Genomic DNA, 22,672 nt, shown 5'->3' on the forward strand with positions numbered 1-22,672 from the left:
TGCGGGCAATGGCTTCGTTTCACCTGTCATACAACCTGAGGAGACAACATGTTATCGAAAATGAAGCTGAGTCTGATGGCGGCAAGCCTGATTACTGGAATCGCGCAGGCACAAACACTGGAATTGCATTTTGTCGATGCGAGCGGCAATCTTGGTACTGCTGGCAAAGTGACACTGGAAGATACTGCCTACGGTTTGCTGATTACACCGGATTTAACTGGTTTGCCAGCTGGTGTGCACGGTTTTCACGTACACGCGAATCCTTCTTGCGCACCAGCAGCAAATAATGGCGTCGCGACAGCGGCATTAGGCGCCGGAGCACATTGGGACCCGGAAAAATCAAGTGCACATCTGGGGCCGTATGGCAAAGGACATAAAGGCGATTTACCAGCGTTGTACGTGAGTGCGGATGGCAAGGCGAATTATCCTGTGCTGGCACCGCGTCTGAAGGCCGCCGATCTCAGTGGGCATGCGCTGATGGTGCATGCGGGTGGCGATAATCATAGCGATCATCCTGCGATGCTGGGCGGTGGTGGTGCACGTATGGCGTGTGGCGTGGTTCCGTGAGCTGCACACGCATGAGCATTTTTATGTCGTGATATAAAAACCTTGCGTCTGACGTGAGGTTTTTTTTCTTCGTACTTCTTTTTTAATGGTTTTTTTATGCTTCTGCGTCTTTGTTTCTCTTTGTTGATTCTGGTGATATTCATTCATCCTGTGCAGGCTGCAACGACAACAGCGACGCCGGTGTTGCAAACCGTCACCGCTTGCGGCGACGATGTACCTCTGAAATTTGATGTGCTGCCAGCGGCCAACGCATCGCCGCCATACGCTGCGATGATCGTGGTACACGGCGGTAGCTGGCTCGGCGGTTCCCGTACGGATTTACATGGCTTATTGCAGCAATTATCGCGTATGGGTTTTGTCTCAATGAGTGTAGATTACCGCCTGGCGCCCGCAGCACGGTTTCCGGCGCAGATAGAGGATGTGAAATGTGCGGTACGTTGGTTACGCAGCCATGCAGTTGAGTATCAGATCAATCCCGAAAAAATTGGCGCATTTGGTGTTTCCGCCGGTGCGCATTTGCTTGCACTGGCAGCGGTCACGCCGGGGAAATGGGAAAACACAGGTGGTTATGCTGGTATCAGCAGTCAGTTGCGGTGTGCGGTTTTACATGCGCCGCCGCTGGATTTTGTCGATTGGTGGAAAACTGCCGACCCTGCAATACGCGGCCCCATGTCACCGCGGGTAATGTTGAAATCGCTGCTGGGCGAAGATTTTTCTGCATCGGCGAAGATCTACCAAGACGCCAGTCCTGTTAGTTATATCCCGGCATCTGGGAAACTTAAAAATAAGCTGCCGTCATTATTGCTGTTGCAGGGCGAGCTGGATGCGACTGTACCTGTGCAACAGGCAAGGGATTTTACAAAGAAAATGAAAGCAGCTGGCGCATCGGTGGAGTTAATGACGATTGCCGATGCCGATCATTTTGCTTTTGGTTCTCAGGGGCGTCAGGTGTCCGCAAAAATTCAGGAGTTTCTCGGAGCTTGTCTGCAATAAAAAAAAGGCGCAACAGCGTGAGCTGTATGGCACGTTAGCGCCTTTCGTTTTCATCGCAATGGAAGCCCTGTATTACAGCTCTAAAGCGATGAGTTCCTGTATGGTCTGACGGCGGCGGATTTGCGTGATTTTATCGCCATCGACCAGCACTTCCGGAATCAGCGGACGTGAATTGTAATTCGAGGACATGCTGGCACCATACGCGCCGGTATCGTGAAAGACAAACAGATCGCCGATTTCGCAGGCGGGTAAATCCTGCGTTGTCACGACGCCGCCGTCTTCCTGTGTGAACACATCACCGGATTCGCACAAAGGACCAGCCACAACGGTTGGCTTCAATGCGGTCGTGCGCGGTGTGCCATCTGCGGCGTGTGCCGAAATGCGATGGAAACTGCCATACATCGCCGGACGGGCGAGATCATTGAAGCCGGCGTCGACCAGCGCAAAGAAATTACTGCCGACTTGTTTTTGCGCACGTAATTCAGAAATCAAGATGCCCGACTGTGCAACCAGAAAACGTCCCGGTTCAATTTCCATACTGATTTTGTGGCCGAGATGCGCTTCAATTTCTTTACGCGCTTTATCCCAGATCTGGAAATAATGATCGGTGTCGACCACGGCTTCATCACCACGATAAGGAATCGATAAGCCGCCGCCGATGGAGATCGCCTGCAAGTCGCGATTTGCGGTTTTTACCTGCGCAATCATTGCATCGCAGACGCTTTGCAAGTGGTCGTAATCGACGCCTGAGCCTATGTGCATGTGCAGACCCACCAGTTGCAAGCCATACTGGTCAATGATCTTCAGTGCATCCGGCAATTCTTCAAACCAGATGCCGTGTTTGCTTTGTTCGCCGCCGGTATTGGTTTTGCGGCTGTGGCCATGACCAAAACCGGGATTGATACGCAGCCAGACCGGATGCCCGCGATGTGCCTGTCCAAGCTGTTCCAGCATTTGTGGCGAACCGCAGTTAACCGGAATATTCAGTTCCACCACGCGTTTCAATGCATTGCGATCCAGCAGATCCGCAGTGAACACGATAGGGGCATGGGTTTGATCCACATTGGCGGTTGGCGCATAACCGGCCGCCAGCGCCCGCTCAACCTCACCGAGAGAAACAGAATCCACCATCACCCCTTGTTCGCGCATCAGGCGCAGCAGATGAATATTGCTGGATGCTTTCTGCGCAAAACGGATTACATCAAACTGTTTAAGACGGGCGATTTGCTGACGAATGATGCTGGCGTCGTATGCCCAGCAAGGGGTGTGGAATTCTTTGGCGATCTGCGCGATCTGGGCATTGCTGATAGTGGTCGTCATGATGATCTCTTGAACCTTACCGGGTTTAGTGTAAGCTCTACTTTAACAAGCGCTTCGTGATGCTTAAATAGGATTCCATAAGCAATTCAACCGTGATTGATGGAATTCAACGGAAAATTCTTTTGTCTCCTTATGAATCCAAAAATAGATAATTTTGATCAGAAAATCCTGAGTTTATTGCAACAGGATGCACGCATGTCGCATGCGGAAATTGGCCGTCAGGTGCATCTGAGTCAGCCCGCCGTATCCGAACGCATCAAGCGTCTGGAGGCGGCTGAAGTCATACGTGGTTACCGCGCAGACGTGAATCCTAAGGCGCTCGGTTATCAGATTGCCGCAATGATACGTTTATCGACGCAGCAGGGCAGACCTTACGCGCAGTATGTTGCATCTTGTCCAGAAATTATCGATTGTTATACGGTTACCGGCGAAGACGGTGCAGTGATGCGTGTGCTGGCAACGGATGTGGAGCATTTGCAGCGCATTATCAATGAGCTCAATGCCTTCGGATCGACATCAACGGCGATCGTGCTGACGACGCATGTCGCCGGAAAGACGATTACTGCACCTGTCCATGAAGGAAGCTGATATGAAAAATAAGGGATTTTCCGGTATGAGAGCTGCGTGTATTAAACGTATCGGCACAGGATTGTTGGCTGGTAGCGTAAGCCTTCTGGCTGCCGCCGCAGAGCAGGACGATGCGCCGATCACACCGTATCGGCCATCGGTATCGAACTCGGCACAATTGCCGTTTCCAGGTCAGCTCGAAGCGGAGTTCGGTGTTTTATCCGGTAAATCGGGAGATGCCCGGCGTGACAGCTTGCCTTCATTATTAAAGCTGGCTTTTTCCGAGCAATGGGGCATCTTATTGGGCGGTGATCTTCGTGTTATGAATGACGATGGCGCCGGGACGCGTGTGCGTGGCATGGGGGACGTGAATCTGGTGTTGAAGCGGGCGTTTGTGATCGACAGCGACACTGCTTTCGGATTGGAGCTGGGCGTGAAACTGCCAACCGCAAAACAAGCGATAGGTACAGAAAAACGCGATTACACTCTGAATGGTATTTACAGCAAAGATCTGGGCGACTGGCATCTGGATCTGAATGCGAACGTGACAAAAATGGGATGGGCGGATGACGGCGTATCGCGTTGGCAAACCGGTCTGTCTTCGGCTTTTTCATATAGTCTCAGCGAGGCTCTGGGCGTTACTGCTGAGTGGTCGGGAACGAAAAGTAAAGGCAGTCAGCCGCAAAATCAGATCTTGCTGGCGCTGACTTATAGCCCGAACAAACGTTTAACTTTCGATATAGGATTGAGCAAAGGCATCAGCGCTACGGCCACTGATCGTGCTTTTTTTGCCGGCGTTGTTGTTCCGGTTGCCAGATTATTTTAGCTGCAGGAGTGTAGCCGTTTGATGAAGGTCAGACAGAGGGCAGTCAATTCGGCGCTACATGGATGACACGCTGCCGACATCACGCGTAAACCGTATAATGCCCGCTTATCTCTGAACTATTGAGGAAGTCCCATGTTGGCACCGTCTTCTCCGCGTAAATTCGCTTTGTTTGCCGCTATCGCCGCAATCGCACTGGCTGTGCTTGGTTTTCTCTTTTACCAGTCGGTCGCTGCCAAACCCGCGATGCCACAAGTGACGTTCACCAATCTGAAAGGCGACAAATTGACGACGCAGGATTTGCGCGGCAAAGTCGTTATGGTGAATTTCTGGGCGACTTCCTGTTCTACTTGTATCGCTGAGATGCCACGCATGATAGAGACCTATAACAAGTACAACAAGCAAGGTCTGGAATTTGTTGCGGTGGCAATGAGCTACGATCCGCCGAATTATGTGGTCAATTATGCTGAGACCCGGCAACTGCCATTTCACGTTGCACTGGATGTGCAGGGCAAGTTGGCGCAGGCTTTCGGCGATGTAAAGCTGACGCCGACTACCTATGTTATCGACAAGCAGGGCAATGTTTTAAAACGTTATGTCGGTGAGCCTTCATTCACTGAATTGCATGGTTTGTTGGAAAAAGCTTTAGCTGGTTGATCTTCATCTGAGACACAGCTCAGGACAAACGGCGCTGTCTGTATCGGTATGCTTTGGCTGCTGCAATCAGGCCGATACAAAACAGAGCCGCTGCGGCGCTGGTCAGCACTTCGGGTAAAGCCGGTTGTCCGAAGTGAAACAGTGCACTGATCGCCGGTATACTCAGCGCAAGTAGCAAGATTGCTGAGGCCGTAGCGACCACCCACCACAATGCCGGATTTGGCAAACGCAGACTGTGGATGATGTCTGACGACACACTGCGATGAATAAAAATCAAACCGATATTTCCTATCACCATTGCCGTGAACGCCAGGGCGCGGGCTTCTCCGGTATTTGGATAATGCTGTAATGCATAGCCATAGATACCAAGCACCGTCAGTAGTAACGCCGTGCCATGTAACAAGCCGGTGCGCAGTACTGCTGCATCAAAAATACTGGCGTTGACGGAACGCGGTGGTCTGCGCATGACATCGGGCTCTTCCGATTCCGCCTCGAACACCAGTGAACAGGTCGGGTCAATAATCAGTTGCAGCACCATAATATGCACGGGCAACAGCACCAGCGGCCAGCCTGCAAGCACCGGAATCAGCGACATGCCGATCACCGGAATGTGCACAGCAATGATGAAACGAATGGTTTTGCGTAAATTATCGAAGATGCGCCGTCCTGAGCGTATGGTCGCCACGATCGCTGTAAAGTCGTCATCAAGTAATACCAGTGCAGCCGACTCACGCGCTACATCTGTGCCGCGCTTGCCCATGGCGATACCGATATGGGCGGCCTTTAATGCAGGCGCATCATTGACGCCATCACCGGTCATCGCGACGATCTCGCCATTCTTTTTCAGCACGTTGACCAGTCTTAGTTTTTGCTCTGGCGATACGCGGCAAAAGATACTCGTTGTCTTGATGCGTTGGCTGAGTTCGGCATCGTCAATCGCAGTTAATTCGGCGCCGGTCATGATGCCGGAGGATGTTGCAAAGCCACATTGTTGAGCGATGTTTTGCGCGGTGGCAGGATAGTCGCCGGTAATCATGATGACTCTGATGCCAGCAGTCTGGCAATCCTGTATCGCCGCGGGTACGCCAGCGCGGATCGGATCAGCGAGTGCGATCAGGCCGATGAACTCAAACTCGAAATCATGCTGGATAGGCGGCAGTTTATTATCAGTATTTTCAGTTGCAGACAGTGATACCGGGCTGAATTGCGCTTTGGCGACTCCGAGTACGCGTAAGCCTTGCTTCGCCAGCAGATCGACTTCCTTGTGCAATGCGTTTATTTGCTCAACGCTGAGATGACAAAGATCGGCAATCGCTTCGGGCGCGCCTTTGCTGGCGATCACAAAATGTGCCTGATCGGCCGATTGCCATACGCGTGACATCGCCAGTAACTCTTTTGAGAGCGGATATTCATCAACCAGCGTCCAGCTATCGTGCAGATGTTCGGTTTGCCCCAACATTGATTTTCCGAATTCCTGAATCGCCACTTCCATAGGATCAAATGGCGAGCGATGACTGGCCAGAATCGCGTATTCCAGTACTTCGTGAAACTCTTCTTCCAGTACCTGCGGCTGCTTCGCATCGGGCACGGTACAGCAATAGTGGCTGCCTTGCGCAAACAGGCGCGCAACGGCCATTTTGTTTTGTGTCAGCGTGCCGGTTTTATCGACGCACAGCACAGTTGTTTCACCGAGCATCTCAATCGCCGGTACGCGGCGGGTCAACACTCTTTGTCGGGCAATTCTCCAGGCACCGAGTCCCAGAAAAAGAGCCAGCACGACGGGTAATTCTTCCGGAATCAGCGCCATGGCAAACGTGATACCGACCAGTATGCCATTCAACCAGTCGTGGCGGCTGATGCCATAGAAAATGGTCAGCAGCAGCGCGACAGCCAGACTGGCAAAGGCGATCATTTTGACGACCTTGTCCATTTCGGTCTGCACGCGGGTTGGCTCCTGTTGTACGCTGGCCAGAGCCTGTCCGATTTTCCCTATCGCTGTGCGGCTGCCAGTCGCCATCACTCGCGCAATGCCGTTGCCTTGCACCACTAGTGATCCGGAAAACACAAAAGGCATCTGTTCGCCGCCAGCTTGTCCCATCGTGAGCGGCGCCGGCTCTGCCACTGTTTTTCCGACAGCTAAAGATTCACCGGTCAGCAAAGATTCGTCCACGCTCATATTCATGCACGACAGCAATATGGCATCAGCAGTGACACGGTCGCCTTCAGATAAAACCAGCAAATCACCGCAAACGACGTCCCGGCTGGCGATGTTTTGCTGTCTGCCGTCGCGTATCACGATGGCTCGTGGGCTGGATAAATCTCGCAGTGCTTCGAGTGCACGTTCGGTCTTATGTTCCTGAAACAGACTGATGCTGACGATGATCAGGATAAAAAATACCAGTACGACAGCGCCGTGTGTATCGCCAAGAATCAGATAGACACCGCCACAGGCAAACAGCAACAGCAGCATGGGCTCACTGACGACTTTCCATATCATGCTGGCGATGTTGCGCGGTCTGGCGGAGGGTAATTCATTGGCGCCCTCTGCCGTCAGCCGGGCGGCGGCTTCCGTAGTGCTAAGACCGGTCATTGCGTTCACTTCGGATACCATGTACTGAACCTTTTCACGTGAGCTGGCAGGTGAGGAGTATGCAAAAAACACATGCTCATAGTAGCAAACAAACTCGCCAGATAAGCTTGTGCAAGAGCAAGTCCGGCGACTGATTTGCAATTGCTAGCAAGCGACTGTCGCATTATGAAGCGTCGCAATGGACTGAGATCCGGTGCTTATTAGCCGAAAGCATTGTAGAAAAAAATTTCTAGACAAAAATTTCTAGAACATTTATTCTGCATTCATTCCTGATTTCGAGGTTATTCATGAACTCCGTTCCTAAATCTGTATCGTCCACATCCGCCATCCCCAAGCCCACAGCTTCGGAGCTGAATTTGCTTAAGATACTGTGGCAGCAGGGCCCGATGAATGCCAAGCAGGTACATGAGGCTGCCCATGCGGAACGTCCTGACCTCGCCTATGCGACGGTATTGCGCCATCTGCAAATCATGCATGGGAAGGGTATTTTGACCCGTGATGAAAGCCAGCGATCGCATGTATATGCACCGTCACAAGAACAAGACTCACTGCAAACTAATCTGCTCAAGGATCTGATACAGAAAGTTTTTGCCGGTTCTGGCAAGGCGTTGGTACTGGCAGCTCTGCGTGGTCATGTCAGTGCCGCAGAACGCAAAGAGATAGAGCAAATTCTGCAGGAAGAAAAGAAATCATGATATCCGCAGACATCATGACGCGCAGCATGAGTGAGGTATTGGGCTGGCCTTTACTCAACTTCGTCTGGCAGGGCGCTTTGATCGCCAGCATCAGCGCTATTCTGTTTGCGCTATGCCGCAATGCCCGCCCGCATTTACGTTATCTGATTGCCTGTATCGCCATGTTGCTGTGCCTGTTATGGCCAGTGTTGAGCATTGTCCAACAATGGCAGGCACCTCAAACGCTCAGTCTGGAGGCTGCATTACAACTGGCAACAAACACGGCCATCGCTCTGGATCTGGTGTGGATAAAAGAAAGCGCTTTTGTTGCGGGAATCGGCGCCTGCCTGCCCTTTATCGTCAGTGTCTGGAGTCTAGGCGTCGCGATCATGATGCTACGCCTTGGACTGGGTTTGCTATGGGTACACAAGCTGGGAGCGCAGCATGCGATGGGCACCTTAGCTGACGCGTCATCAACATGGCAGTGTCGCGCCAATCGACTGGCGCACAAATTTGGTATCCAACGTCAGGTAACTCTGCAATTTCGCCAGCAATTATTCAGCCCCATTACTTACGGTTGTTTCAAACCGGTGATACTCATGCCTGCGTCGCTGCTGAGCGGTATGTCTTACGACATGATAGAAGCCTTGCTGGCACACGAGCTTGGCCATATCAAACGCTGGGATTACGCCGTCAATTTATTACAAAATCTGGTCTTGTCGTTACTGTTCTACCATCCTGCTGTCTGGTGGTTATCACGGCGCATCAATACAGAAAGAGAAATGATTGCCGATGACCTTGCAATCAGTGCCGTTGGTCACGCCCGCCCTTTGGCATGTGCATTGCAAGCGCTGGATAAACTCGAGTCAGGTGTGCTTTACCGCCCCGGGCTCGCTGCGAATGGCGGTGACCTGCTGTCACGTATCAGACACCTGATACGTCCTGACGCACAACCATGGCACTGGAAAATGGCAAGCCCCGTATTGGGTATCGGAATGGCATTGCTGCTGTTGATGCAGATGCCGATGATGGCAACTGCGGATATGGCTATGCCAGAACATCCTGCCGTGCCGACCGCAATCGATGGTAATGTCAGCAACGCCAATACTGTTAACAACGCTGCACCTCGCAGAACAGTATATGTCCGCACCCAGTCTGAACATGTGCTTGTGATGGACGAGCAAACCGGGCAGGTATTGATGGGCAAAGATGCGGACGCGATTGTGCCTATCGCCTCTATCTCCAAACTGATGACGGCCATGCTGATTGTCGACGCCGGTTTAGATCGACAGGAAAAAATCACCATCACAAAAGACGATGCTGCAGTCTGGAATACCCGTCAGATTATGCTGAAGCCCGGTCAGGTACTGACGCGGCAAAGCTTGCTGGAACTGGCGCTGACCGCCTCCAGCAATATCGCTGCCAAGGCGCTGGCCAGGACTTATCCCGGTGGCGAGCCCGCATTTATCGATGCCGCACAAAAGAAAATAAGTCAGCTCAAGCTACAGCAAACACAATTGGTCGAAGCGACCGGTATTTCAAGCCAGAATCGCTCCAGTGCTAAAGACATTGCCAGACTGGTGATGGCCGCGGCTGCGTATCCTGAGTTAAGCCGCCTGAGCAGTCGTAGCGAAGGTGCTGTTTTCATCGACGGCACGCTGCAAAAATACCAGAGTAGCAATGCACTGACGGCCAACCAGGATTGGAACATCAGTCTCTCCAAAACTGGCTATTCCAAAGCGGCTGGTCGCTGTCTGGCCATGCGTATGAATATCGGAGGCAAGCCCGTCATCATGGTATTGCTGAATGCCAGAAACCTTGATGCGCGCGATGGTGATGTGATGAATATACGGGCTGCCATGCTACCGACCACAGCCAGCTAAGCAGGTTTTAGTCAGTCAGGTTCGCTGGCTGACGCTATCTCCCCCCCCATGCCTGACATATTGCGCCCCGAGCGGTGCAAGGACAGGGCACGTCCACACACAACAAAAGAAAGACACACCATGCAATTTATACGTGAAATTTTCCGCATTAGGTTGCCACGACTGAATATGCTGACTGTGGCTGCGATCAGCCTGTTCGCTAGTAAAGCCAGCTTCGGACAAGCGACCATTCAGCAAGTCGACATCATCGGAAAAACAACGGCAGTGCGCGAGCGCCAGGACGACGTCGGCATGCGCAGCATCTATGGTCGTGAAGAGATAGAAAAATACGGCGATACCAATCTTAGCGAAGTGCTGAAACGTTTGCCCGGCATCAGCATCAGCGAAGGCGCGGGCAAAGGTGCAGAAATACGCATGCGTGGACTGGGCAATGGCTACACCCAGATACTGCTAAATGGTCAGGCCACGCCCAGCGGTTTTTCCATCGATAACATTGCCCCCGATTTGATAGAAAAAATCGAGGTCATGCGCGTCGCCAGTGCTGATATGAGCGCCCAAAGCATCGCAGGCATCATTAACATTGTCCTCAAGAAAAAGAGCAGCAATCAGGCGAGCGAATTTAAGACCAATGCCAGCCTGCAAGCAAACAGGTTGTCTGGTAATGTGTCCTGGAGCCTTGGGGCGCAGACTCCGGAAGAATGGGGTGATATTTCTTACGTCATAGCTGGAAATGCCGAAAGCAATACCTATGATGTCAACATCAGCCTGGCGGAAAACGTCGCGGTTTTTCAGTCTGCAAATGGACAATGGCAAACACAAATCCGCAGGCAACTACAACAGTCGCAGCAAAACCGTAAAGATGGCTTGAATTTGTCGCCTCGCATCCAATGGAAAATCGATGCAGAGAACAGTCTGAACTGGCAAAGCAACATTAACGCCAGCAGACTGGAACAAGCAAAGCATGAGCAAGACGACAGTGATACGACAGACTTCCCGATGAACAATAGTCTCTGGGCGGCGCATGTGCTGACATCGCGCAATGATCTCAGTTGGGAACGTCGTCTCGATGATAGCGCCAAACTCAACATTAACTTTGGATGGAACAGGCTGGAACGTGACGCAAAATTTAAGTTCTGGGGTAAAGATAGTCAGGCGAATTTGCAGGAAATACGCTACGTCAACGGTGCTGCGCTGGAAAATGAATATCGCCTGTCAGGTAAATATCTTGCGCCGTATTCGGCTGACCACGTTGTCAGTCTGGGCTGGGAAGTCAGCCACGCCTTGCGCAATGAAAATCGCCTTGAACGCGATGTGCAGGTAAGCGATAGCAGCGTGATCAGCGATGCGCATTTCTACCAGGCGCGCATCAATAAATTCGCTGCCTACATACAGGATGAATGGAGTATCAATAAAGCCTGGTCGGCTTATCTGGGCTTGCGTTGGGAGCGCATTACCAGCAGCAGTAAAGAGTTGGTCGCAGCTGACGGGTTTGATTTCAATAATGTTGCGACCATGGCCAGTCCTATACTGCAAACCGTCTGGAAGCAGACAGAACAGACGCAGTGGCGGCTTGCAATGAACCGAAGCTTTAAATTACCCAGCGTTGCCAATCTGGTGCCGCGCCGTTTTCGCGTCGATAACAACAATACTCCGCTTAATGCAGACTTTCAGGGGAATCCACAACTGCGCCCTGAACGCGCGTGGGGTCTTGAGCTGGCGTATGAACATTATTTTGGTAGCACCAGCCTGATCAGTGCGAATCTGTACCGGCGTCAGATTGATGACATCATCGTGGAGCAGCTTAGCCAGAGCGGCGGCAGCTGGCTGAATGTGTTGAGCAATCATGGCCGCGCCAACGTGATGGGTCTGGAAATCGAAGTGAAAACAAAGTTAGCAGAATTATCCAGTCGTTTCCCCGACATGGAATTGCGCGCAACGCTCAACCGCAATTGGTCAAGGATGGACAATGTTCCTGGTCCCGATAATCGCTTATCGCAACAAGTGCCTTTGCTGATCAGCACAGGGGCAGATTATCAACTGCTGCCTCGTTTGCGTATCGGTGGGGACTATCATTTTCAGGCCAGCAATACTACGCGTGAATCAGAATATATGCGGGTTCATCGCAACCCAAAACGTCATCTTGATCTCTACCTGGCCTGGAAGCAAAACCCTCAGAGCCAGCTACGAATGTCTGTCAGCAATGTGCTGCAACAAGACAGCGCCGATAGTGACACTTACACCACGCCGACCGCGCGCTGGAACGACAATAGTCGTCAGCAATCAGCGCGCACATGGCGTCTGGTGTGGGAGCTTAAGTTGTGACCTTGTCTGACAGAGCCCGGAAGCCAGGGATTGATCAGAGCTTCTTCACCAGCACACAGCCAATGGAATAGCCAGCACCAAACGAGCAGATCACGCCCACGCTACCGGCGGTAAGATCATCCTGATATTTGTGGAACGCGATAATCGAACCGGCAGAGGATGTATTGGCGTAAGTGTCGAGTATCGTTGGTGATTCTTCAGGCGTTGCATCGCGGCCGAGTATCATGCGGGAAATCAGCAAGTTCATATTCAAATTTGCCTGATGCAGCCAGAAGCGTTTGACGTCTTGCAAAGGGACACCAGTTGATTCGATAGTGGAAGTGATCGTCGCTGCCGCCATCGGGCACACATCTTTGAATACTTTACGACCTTGCTGACGGAACAATTTGTCTGGTTTGCCGATGCCAGATTCGTCGGCACGGTTCAGGAAACCGAAATTGTTACGGATGTTATTGGAGAACTGAGTTTTCAGTTTCAGGCCAAGGATTTCAAACTGGTGTTTTGATGTTGCCAGATCTGCGCGCTCCAACAAAATGGCAGTACAGCCGTCACCAAAAATAAAGTGGCTGTCGCGGTCACGCCAGTTCAAATGACCACTGGTGATTTCCGGGCTGACGACCAGCACCGCACGGGCTTGTCCGCTTTGGATCGCACTGACCGCGGCCTGAATACCAAACGTCGCAGAAGAGCAGGCGACGTTCATGTCAAAGCCATACCCATCAATACCGAGTGCATTCTGAATTTCGACGGCCATCGCCGGATACGCACGTTGCATATTCGATGCGGCGCAGATGACAGCGTCAACATCTGCCGCTGTGCGACCTGCACGCTCCAGCGCCTGATGGCAAGCGGCCATCGCAATTTCACACATCACTGAAGGCTCGTCATCGCTGCGTTCTGGAATACGCGGCACCATGCGTTTCACATCCAGAATGCCATCTTTGTTGATGACGTAGCGTGATTTGATGCCAGATGCTTTTTCTATGAACGCGACCGAAGATTCTTCGAGTGCCGTCACTTCACCGGCGGCGATGGCGGCGGCGTTTTCCTGATTGAATTTCTGTACGTAAGCGTTAAAACAGGCGATCAGTTCTTCGTTGGAGATGGATTCGGAAGGTGTGTAAAGGCCGGTGCCGCTGATGACTACTTTGTTCATCGTTTTCTTTCTTATGCTGGGTGCCGTGTTTCCGCTACGGAATATTGTGCCGGGCGCATGGTGTGCGCTACACCGGTGACGATAATCGGAATATGAGGGATAGCGGCGCCCTAATGTTGGTCATGTGAATGCGTTGTAAGCGCGACGTTGTCGCCCAATTTTACACAAAACTCCGTCAAATTTATCCGATTAGCGATAGAAATAGAGTTTTTATGCTAGCCAGTAGGGTAAAAAATGAATCAAAAACAAGCATTTAACTGTGACGGGAGGGGGCAGTCGACATGGATGAGAGGATGAAGCACTGCGTACACGGTGCTTCATCCCGTCGCAAAATCAGGTGATCAACTGATTTTTATGGTGCAGTAAATGGTCTTCGATAAAGCTGCTGATGAAATAGTACCCGTGATCATAGTTTGCATGCCGACGCAAAGTCAGTGGTTGCCCTGCTTTTTCGCAGGCGGTCGCGAATAAATGCGGGTGTAACTGACTCGCCAGAAACTGATCCGCCTCGCCCTGGTCGATCAGTATGCCTTGTGGAAAAGGTGCCTGCGCCTGTTGTGCCATCAGCAGGCTGGCGTCATGCGTGACCCAGCCGGCATTGTCATTTCCAAGATAGCCACGAAACGCTTTCTGTCCCCATGCACATTCGGTCGGCGCAGCGATCGGTGCAAAAGCCGACAGACTTTTGTAAATGCCGGGGTGGCGCAAGGCCAGTGTCAGTGCGCCATGTCCCCCCATGGAATGCCCCATGATGCCGAGACGTTCTTGGTCGATGGGTAAGAACTGGGTCAGGAGCGCACGCAGTTCATGGACGATGTAGCTTTCTATGCGATAGTGCGCACTCCACGGTGCTTCGGTTGCATCCAGATAAAAGCCCGCGCCGACACCAAAGTCCCAGGCGTCGCTGTCACCAGGAATATTCGCACCACGCGGACTGGTATCCGGCGTGATCAGTATCAGCCCTTCACGCGCCGCGACGCGTTGCGCCCCGGCTTTGATCATGAAGGTTTCTTCGGTGCAGGTCAGACCTGCCAGAAAAAATATCGCCGGGCATACAGCGCCTGTCAGTGCCTGCGGCGGCAGGAAAACGGAAAAGCGCATCGGCAGCCCGATTTCTGTTGATGGATGGCGATAAAACTGCTGCAGCCCGCCAAAACACGTGTGTTGGCTCAGCAGTTCCACACCTTCAGGCAGCGCCTTCATCGTGACGTCCGCCATCATCAGTACAGCACAACAGAACGGATAGATTCGCCGCTCTTCATCAGATCAAAACCTTCATTGATCCGTTCCAGCGGCAGACGATGGGTAATCAGATCGTCGATATTCAGCTTGCCTTCCATGTACCAGTCAACGATTTTCGGCACATCGGTGCGGCCGCGGGCACCGCCGAATGCGGAGCCTTTCCATTCGCGTCCGGTGACCAGCTGGAACGGACGGGTGCTGATTTCTGCACCGGCTTCCGCCACGCCGATGATGAAGGATTGTCCCCAGCCTTTGTGGCAGCATTCAAGCGCTTGGCGCATGACCTTGGTATTGCCTATGCATTCAAACGAATAATCGACACCGCCATCCGTCAATTGCGTGATGTGATCCACCACGTTGTCAACTTCATTCGGATTCACAAAGTGCGTCATGCCGAATTTACGTGCCATTTCCTGACGTTTAGGATTGATATCGACACCGATAATTTTGTCGGCACCGACCATTTTGGCGGCCTGAATCACGTTCAGACCAATACCGCCCAGACCGAAGACGGCGACATTCGCACCCGCTTCCACTTTCGCGCTGAATACGACAGCACCGACGCCGGTGGTCACGCCGCAGCCGATGTAGCAGATTTTGTCGAAAGGCGCGTCTTCACGGACTTTGGCGACGGCAATTTCCGGCACGACGATGTAGTTAGAGAACGTCGAGGTGCCCATGTAGTGGAACAGCGGTTTGCCATCTAGCGAAAAGCGCGATGTGGCATCCGGCATCAGACCGCGACCCTGAGTCGAGCGTATCGCCTGACAAAGATTGGTTTTGCGTGACAGGCAGAATTTGCATTGACGGCATTCTGGCGTGTACAACGGAATCACATGATCGCCTTTGCGCACGCTGGTAACGCCCGGGCCGGTATCAACAATGATGCCGGCACCTTCATGGCCCAGAATCGCCGGAAACAGGCCTTCAGGATCGGCGCCGGACAGCGTGTAGTAATCGGTGTGGCAGATACCGGTGGCTTTGACTTCGATCAGGACTTCACCTGCACGTGGTCCTTGCAGATCGACTTCTTCTATCGTCAACGGTGCTCCGGCTTTCCAGGCAATGGCGGCTTTGGTTTTCATGTTAATCCTTTAAGGAGGGAGCGCCGGGAATGGCGCTCTTCAGATGATGTGATGCCGCAGATTGTCGTGGATAGCACGCGCGCTTGCATCGCTTATCGCGTAGTGTGGCGGAAAACAGCTGAAGAATGGCTGAAAATGACGGTAATCGTGATCGCGTTTATCATGTCGTCGTTTCATTCACCGGATGTCCTTCATGAAGTCAGAAAAACGCCACTTGCCGAGAACCGTGGATATTGTGGTTTATCCCGGTTTTAAATCACTGGAAGCCATCGGTCCTATGTCCGTTTTTGAATATGCGAATATTCATTTGCAGCGACAGGGCAAGCCTGCAGCATATGACGTAAAGATTGCCGCTGCTCAGATTGGCATGGTGCGTTCCGATACGCTGATGTGTCTGGATGCGACCAAGGTGTTGAATACCTTGGCGCTGCCTGACGACGCGATTATCGTCGGCTCCCGTCATATCAATGGTGCGCTGCTGGAAAACCCGGCAATTATTGATTGGGTATCGGCGGTTGCGCCAAAGGTAAACCGGCTGGCGGCCTTATGTTCTGGTGCATTTTTTCTGGCGCAGGCGGGGCTGCTGGATCGCAAACATGCGACGACGCACTGGAGCGTTGCCGCGCAATTGCAGCAGGATTTCCCCGCGGTTCAGGTGGATGCGGATGCGATTTTTATCCGCAGTGGCAATCTCTGGACCTCAGCCGGTGTTACTGCAGGAATAGATCTGGCACTCGCATTTGTTGAGGCCGATTGCGGTCATGCACTGGCGCTGGAAGTCGCGAGCGACATGGTCGTGTATCTGAAGCGACCGGGTGGGCAATCCCAGTTCAGCACGCATTTATTGAGTCAGAAAACAGCGCAATCGAATATCCGCGATGTGCAGCAGTGGATTATGGCGAATCTGCATCAACGCTTACCAGTTGCGCAATTGGCTAAGATGGCGGGGATGAGTCTGCGCAATTTCAGTCGCTTGTTTCAACAGGAAGTCGGTGTCAGTACCCTGGAATTTATCGAAGCAGCGCGTGTCGAATTTGCCTGTCAATTATTGGCAGACAATGCGGAAAAAAATGCGCCCGTTAAAGCCATTGCAGCGCGTTGCGGCTTTTCCAGCGACGATCATTTGCGTCGCGTATTTCAAAAACGTTTGTGTTGTTCGCCGACAGATTATCGCGCCCGACTGCGTGCGACGAAGTGATCACATTGCCATATAACGACCCGGGCGGTGATTCAGACTGATAGCCAGATTCAGAGCAAAAGCACCGAGTATTGAGGCTGCCAGAGCGAGTGGTGTGACGACAGCGAGTGACGCCAGCACGATGACGAAGTCCAGCCCCATTTGTATTTTTCCGGCACGGATACCGCGCGTCTGTTGCAGGTACAGCGCCAGAATATTAATCCCACCAAGGCTGGCCTGATGGCGGAACAAAACGATAAATCCAACGCCCATCAGTAAGCCACCAATCAGGGCAACATAAAACGGCGTCAGCATATTCACATCGACCAGATGTACCAGTTTAGGATGCAGTCCCGAGAATAAAGAGACAAGGGCGACCGAGCAAAAAGTCTTGAGTGTAAATTGCCATCCCATACGTTTGAGAGCGAGCCAGTAAAACGGCAGATTCACCAGAAAGAAGACGCTGCCGAATGACAAGCCTGTGCGGTAATGAATCAGGAATGCCAGCCCAGCTGTGCCGCCGGTCAGTAAACCGGCCTGATTGAACAGCGCGATCCCTAGCGAGACAAATAGCGTACCGGTCAGAATCGCCAGCACGTCTTCCAGTAAACTGTGCGGAATAAAGCGTTTGGATGGTGTGGGCTGCGTTGACATGATGGGAAGCGCTGGAACCGGAAAGGACGCTTATTGTACCTGCTGATCCGGCACTCGCAGCAGCTTCACGATGCTTGGAAACTGCTGCGAGCCGGATACTTGAGTTGTATCAATAACAGACCCGGACGAGACGTCTTAATGTTGCTGATCGCGTTGTTCTGGCGCTTGATTTTCCGGGTGTTGCTCTTTGCCCGGAAAGAAAAAATCTCTGCCACCGGAACGGAACCTGCGCCACAACAAATGCACCAGGGTACTACCGCGACCAAAGCTGACGCGACGCGAACGCAGCGCAACCAGCATTGCCAGACTGAAACTGACGCCAAGATTGACGATGCCGATCAACAAGATGCCCAGCAATGAATACAGTGCCAGTTGCCAGCTGATATGGTGATCCAGGCCGACCAGTGCAAAAGCAAAATTGGCACTGGAAAAAGTGATGTGGCGAATATCAACCGGCAGCCCGAAGAAAACACCCAACTGACCGATGGTGCCTAGCATGATGCCGAAGAAGAAATTTCCGGCCAGTGCGCCCAGATTGTCACCGATGTAATCAGTGATGCGGTGCAGACGTTCTTCACCGAATATTTTTCTTGGCCAGGCAAGTTGGCGTAAGCGGGCGGGGATATGCCCATAACTGGCTTTATTATCGTAGTAGCCTGAAATTAATCCCGATAAAAATAAGCAGACGCCGGCAATTGCGGCGTGCGGCAGCGCGAGACTGTTGAGCGGATCAAGATCGTGCAGCAGATGTTCAGCTTTTTCCGGCGTGACTAAATGGCTGCCGGTCATCCAAAGCCAGACCCACGCAATGACGTAGGCCGTCGGTATCGCTAAGCCGATATTGCCGATGATGGCAATGAACTGTGAGCGGAAGACGCGTACGATCAGCTCGACCAGCTCATCGAGCTTTTGTTTGCCTTCGTCGATCGCACGGGCGATCAGCGCTGCAGTCATCGCCGGTTGTTTGGTCGCAATCGTAAAATGCAGTACATGTACCAACATGAAACCCGTTGAATAATTCAAGCTGAACAGAACCGCATACCCAAACGGGGCAAGCGCTAATTTACTGAACAGGATTTTTATCGTTGCCATGAAGCCGACGATAAAACCTGCACCGAGTGCCGAGCGCAGCATCGCCATCCATTCACTGCGATTATTGGTCACATAATGCTCACCGCTTTTCCCGGCGCGTTCTGTCACTTGCAGCGATAGTAATTCGGTGTTGGTCTGCATCAGGTCGGTCAGGCTGTGCCGTTTGTTGTCGGCACTGACGAGCTCTTTGAATAAGCGTATGGCTATTGAGGACACTTCGTTGGCGTCCGTGCTGTCGAGTAAATCCAGTAGACTGCGCAACCTGTGCATGCTTTGCGTCAGGCGCAACAGCAAGCGGGTCAGGCTGACAGAAACCCCTGCGACAGCGGCGGTTTTCCGTATCCGGTTGACGATATCGTCACACTGCAATAACAAAATTTCGATATGCTTGTTATCTTCACGTGCCGTTGTGCAGTCGTTTAACCACGTGCGATAACTGATCACGTAGTTATTGATTTCGTCATTTTGCCGGAGAAACGGCGACTCGAATCTTTCGATCTCAGGATAATTACGTACCAGCTCTGCTTCCAGTCCGATATTGGTTATCCGGTACGACAATACCTGTACGGCACTCAGAATTTCGTTGGCCAACGCCGCATGCGCCTGTCGTGCTTTTGAGGTACGAAAACCGATACTGTCGATCAGATCTTGCCAGGTACTTTCATCCAAGGCGTTGACCCAGACCTGATCGGAAGGGTCATCAAAGATCTGCCCGAAAATGTCTTTCACATAATCATTGTTGACTAATGGCGGCAGAAATTTATTGATCAATCTTTGCCAGGCGGCGCCCCAGAAGCCATTGTTCAGGGTGATGCCGGTGTCCGTCAGTAAATGGACCAGAGTGCGGCTGCTGATGACTTGTAGCACGTATTCGCGCAGCGCCTTGCGCCATGCCGGATGCTGGCGTAACACAAAGCACAGCGCGCGTATGTTATCGGTGGCTCTTTGCTTGTCGGTTGCTTGCCGTGGCCGTATTTGTGCCACTAAGCGGCGCAGCGGGCTGATGTCGTTATATGCAGGTGTTAATGCAAGGCTGGACTTTATTTCTGCCAGAATCATATCGAAAGACATTTGATTCTCCTTAATTTTTTTTGCTGACAACTTGTAGCGTACTTTGCACGATTTGTCATGTTGCCGGGTTCATCTCTTGCTATTCGCGATGAACGCAGGGCTATGGAGGAGGAAGATGCCGGTGCCAGCTGCTGGTTCAATACTTGAATCAATCGGCTTTACCTGTGAGGTGTGACAGGATAGACCGGGAAAAACCAAGAAAAGTTCCATTTTTTGTGTGACTCACAGGCATTTGCATGCAAATGGTTGCAAACTAGTCTAAAGTAATGCCGTGTTCATAACCAAGGTTTTGCGTTGGATAATTTATTGTTAGTGATAGCTGCGCTATTACTGGTGTTGTTAAACGGTTTTTTTGTGGCGGCTGAGTTTGGACTGGTGAAGCTGCGCCAGACCCGTATTCGCAGTATTGCCAAAACTTCAGGCTTGCGCGGCAGACTGTTAGTCGAGGTACATCAGCATCTCGATACTTATCTCTCTGCTTGCCAGCTAGGTATTACCCTCGCATCGCTGGGTCTGGGCTGGATAGGCGAACCTGCGTTTGCAAATTTATTACAACCTTTGTTCCACGTTTTGGGCGTGACTTCGGTTGAAATTATTCACGGTGTTTCCTTCTTTTTTGCTTTCTTCGTCATTTCTTTCCTGCATATTGTGGTGGGCGAACTGGCGCCGAAATCGATGGCAATTCGTATGCCAGAAAAAGTGTCTTTGTGGACGGCTCCCGCTTTATATGCATTCTACTGGCTGATGTACCCGGTCATTTGGGTACTCAACAGTAGTGCGAATCTGGTACTGAAATGGGTGGGGCTGGATGTTGCGCATGGCAGTGATAGCCATTATTCACCGGAAGAACTGAAGCTGATTTTGCGTGGCAGTCATGGCGGCAGCAAAGAAATACGCGATGAATGGAGCATCATGGCGCAGGTGCTCGATTTCGGCGGGTTGGAAATTTCTGATCTGATGCGCCCGATCAATGAAGTGGTGGCGATGTACAAAAGCGCCAGCCTGGAAGAAAACATGGAGACGGCAGCACGTAACCGTTTCAGCCGCTATCCGTATTTTGATGAAGATGAAAAAACGGTACTGGGTATGTTGCATCTGAAGGATTTATTTCTGGCGCAGCAATCCGGCAAACCGCTGGATGATCTGAGTAAACATTTGCGTCAGGTAGAATTTGTGCCGCCGAATATGCCCGCTCTGGAGCTGTTCCGTCGCTTTCGTAAAGGTGCACCGCATTTCGCGATCGTCGGACATAAAGGCAGTAAGCCAGTCGGTTTCTTAACGCTGGATAACTTGCTGGGCGCGTTGGTTGGTCAGATTCGCGATGAATTCCGGCAGAATGAAAACGACTGGACATTGCTGGATGATGGCACCCTCATAGGAAAAGGTAGCTTGCCTTTGTACACGCTGGGCATGGCATTGCGCTTTGATCTCGACAGTGATGAAGTCGAATCGATCGGTGGTTTGATCATGCAGAAATTAGGCGACTTGCCGGTCGAAGGACAGAAGGTGGAGTTCGACCGTTTTGACGCCGTGGTCAAAAAGATGAATGGCCCACGCATCGTCCTAGTCAGGATTTATCCCAAAAAAGAGGCTGCCGTATCGTGATAAGTGTCGCATCAGCAGGCTGTGACGTGCTGATGCGAAGTCGGATATAGTAGGAAATTCAGTCGCCGAGACAGATATTCAGGTCGCGCGCGGTCTGCACAATATCGCCATTCAGCGGCACACTTTTCATCCGTCCTGCCACTTCTTCCAGTGCGACATAATTCACGTCCGGATATGCCAGTGCCACCATGATGCCGGAATGCCCTTCATCTAATGCCCGGACTGCAGCAGTACCAAAGCGCATCGCAGAAACGCGGTCGAAGGCGCTCGGACTACCGCCGCGTAACAGATGACCGAGCACAACGGCGCGGGCTTCTTTCCCGGTTTTTCTCTGTAATTCCTGCGCAAGATTTTCGCCTATACCACCCAGTCTTTCCACATAGCCGGCTCCCGCTTTTTCATGCAGTACGCGTTCGCCACCCAATGGGTTCGCACCTTCGGCCACGATAACGATGGAATAGTGATGACCGGCACGGTCTCTGGCGATCAGGTGGGCCGCCAGTTTTTCAATATCGTAAGGAATTTCCGGTATCAGGATAGCGTGTGCATTTGCAGAAATGCCGGTATGCAATGCGATCCAGCCGGCATAACGCCCCATGACCTCTACCACCATGATGCGTTGATGACTATCGGCAGTGCTGTGCAGCCTGTCCGTGCATTCGGTCGCAAAGGCGACGGCGGTGTCAAAGCCAAATGTGGTAAAGGTTTTATCGAGATCGTTATCAATGGTTTTCGGAATACCGACGACGCGCATTCCTTGCTGATGAAGCACATTGGCAATCGTTAATGTGCCGTCGCCGCCGATGCAGACTAAGGCATCAATATCCATTGCCTTCAGCGCTGCGTGTATTTCCCCGCTGCGGTCGGTTTCTGTCACGCTGCCGTCTGGCATGGTGGTGGCGAACTTAAGAGGATTCCCATGATTGGTGGTTCCCAGTATTGTTCCGCCAAGGTGACCGATATGATCGACTTGTGCCATCGTCAGTCTAGTAATGCCGTCAACCGGATAGCGATCCGGTCGTAATATGCCATTGAAGCCTTCGCGGATACCGAAGCATTCCCAGCCGCGTTTTTCAGCGGAAAAAACGACAGAACGTATGACCGCGTTTAAACCCGGAGCATCGCCACCGCCTGTGCTGATGGCAATACGTCGTATAGGATGTGACATGAATTTCCTCTGTGATACCAATGAAG

The 22,672-nt window shown here is 52.0% G+C and carries 18 protein-coding genes; 10 read left to right on the forward strand and 8 right to left on the reverse strand.

From position 1 onward, the window contains the following. The first annotated feature begins 48 nt into the window (after nt 1-48). Complete coding sequence (gene sodC, locus Undi14_RS02380; protein ID WP_370589866.1) at nt 49-567, forward strand: superoxide dismutase [Cu-Zn] SodC; 519 nt, start codon at nt 49-51, stop codon at nt 565-567. 96 nt (nt 568-663) lie between these two features. Next, nucleotides 664-1,560 (forward strand): alpha/beta hydrolase, encoded by an 897-nt coding sequence (locus Undi14_RS02385; protein WP_200177783.1) that lies wholly within the window; start codon nt 664-666, stop codon nt 1,558-1,560. Between the two features lie 72 nt (nt 1,561-1,632). On the opposite strand, the gene lysA is transcribed toward Undi14_RS02385, so the two are convergent. Then, nucleotides 1,633-2,880: a diaminopimelate decarboxylase gene (gene lysA / locus Undi14_RS02390; protein WP_200177784.1), complete on the reverse strand. Its 1,248-nt coding sequence runs from the start codon at nt 2,878-2,880 to the stop codon at nt 1,633-1,635. A 132-nt stretch (nt 2,881-3,012) separates the two neighbouring features. Between lysA and Undi14_RS02395 the strand changes: the two genes are divergently transcribed. From Undi14_RS02395 to Undi14_RS02405, 3 genes are all read left to right on the forward strand, one after another. After that, a complete protein-coding gene (locus Undi14_RS02395; protein WP_200177785.1) occupies nt 3,013-3,468 on the forward strand; it encodes an Lrp/AsnC family transcriptional regulator in 456 nt (151 codons plus the stop codon). Nucleotide 3,469: 1 nt separating this feature from the next. Then, nucleotides 3,470-4,273, forward strand: coding sequence for a transporter (locus Undi14_RS02400; protein WP_234030367.1), 804 nt, complete (start codon nt 3,470-3,472; stop codon nt 4,271-4,273). A gap of 132 nt (nt 4,274-4,405) precedes the next feature. Continuing rightward, the gene (locus Undi14_RS02405) at nt 4,406-4,927 is read left to right on the forward strand and encodes a TlpA disulfide reductase family protein (protein WP_186886102.1); all 522 of its coding nucleotides are present in this window, start codon (nt 4,406-4,408) and stop codon (nt 4,925-4,927) included. A 19-nt stretch (nt 4,928-4,946) separates the two neighbouring features. Here Undi14_RS02405 and Undi14_RS02410 read toward each other — a convergent pair whose 3' ends face one another. Beyond that, nucleotides 4,947-7,517 carry a cation-translocating P-type ATPase gene (locus Undi14_RS02410; protein ID WP_234030368.1) on the reverse strand — a complete coding sequence of 857 codons (2,571 nt, stop codon included), beginning with the start codon at nt 7,515-7,517 and terminating at the stop codon, nt 4,947-4,949. Nucleotides 7,518-7,804: 287 nt separating this feature from the next. Between Undi14_RS02410 and Undi14_RS02415 the strand changes: the two genes are divergently transcribed. The 3 genes from Undi14_RS02415 to Undi14_RS02425 all read left to right on the forward strand — a co-directional run bounded on the left by Undi14_RS02415 (nt 7,805) and on the right by Undi14_RS02425 (nt 12,396). Then, complete coding sequence (locus Undi14_RS02415; protein WP_186886104.1) at nt 7,805-8,212, forward strand: BlaI/MecI/CopY family transcriptional regulator; 408 nt, start codon at nt 7,805-7,807, stop codon at nt 8,210-8,212. Next, entirely contained in the window at nt 8,209-10,074 is a 1,866-nt protein-coding gene (locus Undi14_RS02420; protein ID WP_200177787.1) for a M56 family metallopeptidase, read from the forward strand. Before Undi14_RS02415 ends, Undi14_RS02420 begins: the two co-directional genes overlap by 4 nt. Nucleotides 10,075-10,194: 120 nt before the next feature. Beyond that, nucleotides 10,195-12,396 carry a TonB-dependent siderophore receptor gene (locus Undi14_RS02425; protein WP_200177788.1) on the forward strand — a complete coding sequence of 734 codons (2,202 nt, stop codon included), beginning with the start codon at nt 10,195-10,197 and terminating at the stop codon, nt 12,394-12,396. A 34-nt stretch (nt 12,397-12,430) separates the two neighbouring features. On the opposite strand, the gene Undi14_RS02430 is transcribed toward Undi14_RS02425, so the two are convergent. From Undi14_RS02430 to Undi14_RS02440, 3 genes are all read right to left on the reverse strand, one after another. Next, nucleotides 12,431-13,552, reverse strand: coding sequence for a beta-ketoacyl-ACP synthase III (locus Undi14_RS02430; RefSeq protein ID WP_186886107.1), 1,122 nt, complete (start codon nt 13,550-13,552; stop codon nt 12,431-12,433). A 333-nt stretch (nt 13,553-13,885) separates the two neighbouring features. Beyond that, nucleotides 13,886-14,755 (reverse strand): S-formylglutathione hydrolase, encoded by an 870-nt coding sequence (fghA, locus tag Undi14_RS02435; RefSeq protein ID WP_234030369.1) that lies wholly within the window; start codon nt 14,753-14,755, stop codon nt 13,886-13,888. A gap of 17 nt (nt 14,756-14,772) precedes the next feature. After that, nucleotides 14,773-15,879: an S-(hydroxymethyl)glutathione dehydrogenase/class III alcohol dehydrogenase gene (locus Undi14_RS02440; RefSeq protein WP_186886108.1), complete on the reverse strand. Its 1,107-nt coding sequence runs from the start codon at nt 15,877-15,879 to the stop codon at nt 14,773-14,775. Between the two features lie 193 nt (nt 15,880-16,072). On the opposite strand from Undi14_RS02440, the gene Undi14_RS02445 reads away from it, so the two are divergent. Continuing rightward, the gene (locus tag Undi14_RS02445) at nt 16,073-17,077 is read left to right on the forward strand and encodes a GlxA family transcriptional regulator (RefSeq protein WP_200177789.1); all 1,005 of its coding nucleotides are present in this window, start codon (nt 16,073-16,075) and stop codon (nt 17,075-17,077) included. Here the strand turns inward: Undi14_RS02445 and Undi14_RS02450 are convergent, their stop codons facing one another. Both Undi14_RS02450 and Undi14_RS02455 read right to left on the reverse strand, forming a co-directional pair. After that, complete coding sequence (locus tag Undi14_RS02450; RefSeq protein ID WP_200177790.1) at nt 17,078-17,710, reverse strand: YitT family protein; 633 nt, start codon at nt 17,708-17,710, stop codon at nt 17,078-17,080. Nucleotides 17,711-17,845: 135 nt separating this feature from the next. Next, nucleotides 17,846-19,873: a site-specific recombinase gene (locus Undi14_RS02455; RefSeq protein ID WP_200177791.1), complete on the reverse strand. Its 2,028-nt coding sequence runs from the start codon at nt 19,871-19,873 to the stop codon at nt 17,846-17,848. Nucleotides 19,874-20,167: 294 nt separating this feature from the next. On the opposite strand from Undi14_RS02455, the gene Undi14_RS02460 reads away from it, so the two are divergent. Then, nucleotides 20,168-21,478 carry a hemolysin family protein gene (locus Undi14_RS02460; RefSeq protein ID WP_200177792.1) on the forward strand — a complete coding sequence of 437 codons (1,311 nt, stop codon included), beginning with the start codon at nt 20,168-20,170 and terminating at the stop codon, nt 21,476-21,478. Nucleotides 21,479-21,536: 58 nt separating this feature from the next. On the opposite strand, the gene Undi14_RS02465 is transcribed toward Undi14_RS02460, so the two are convergent. Further along, nucleotides 21,537-22,646, reverse strand: a complete 1,110-nt coding sequence (locus Undi14_RS02465; protein ID WP_200177793.1) for a 6-phosphofructokinase — start codon at nt 22,644-22,646, stop codon at nt 21,537-21,539. Nucleotides 22,647-22,672: the final 26 nt, after the last annotated feature.

It is taken from the genome of Undibacterium sp. 14-3-2 (assembly GCF_016595265.1).
Taxonomy (GTDB): Bacteria; Pseudomonadota; Gammaproteobacteria; order Burkholderiales; family Burkholderiaceae_D; genus Undibacterium; species Undibacterium aquatile.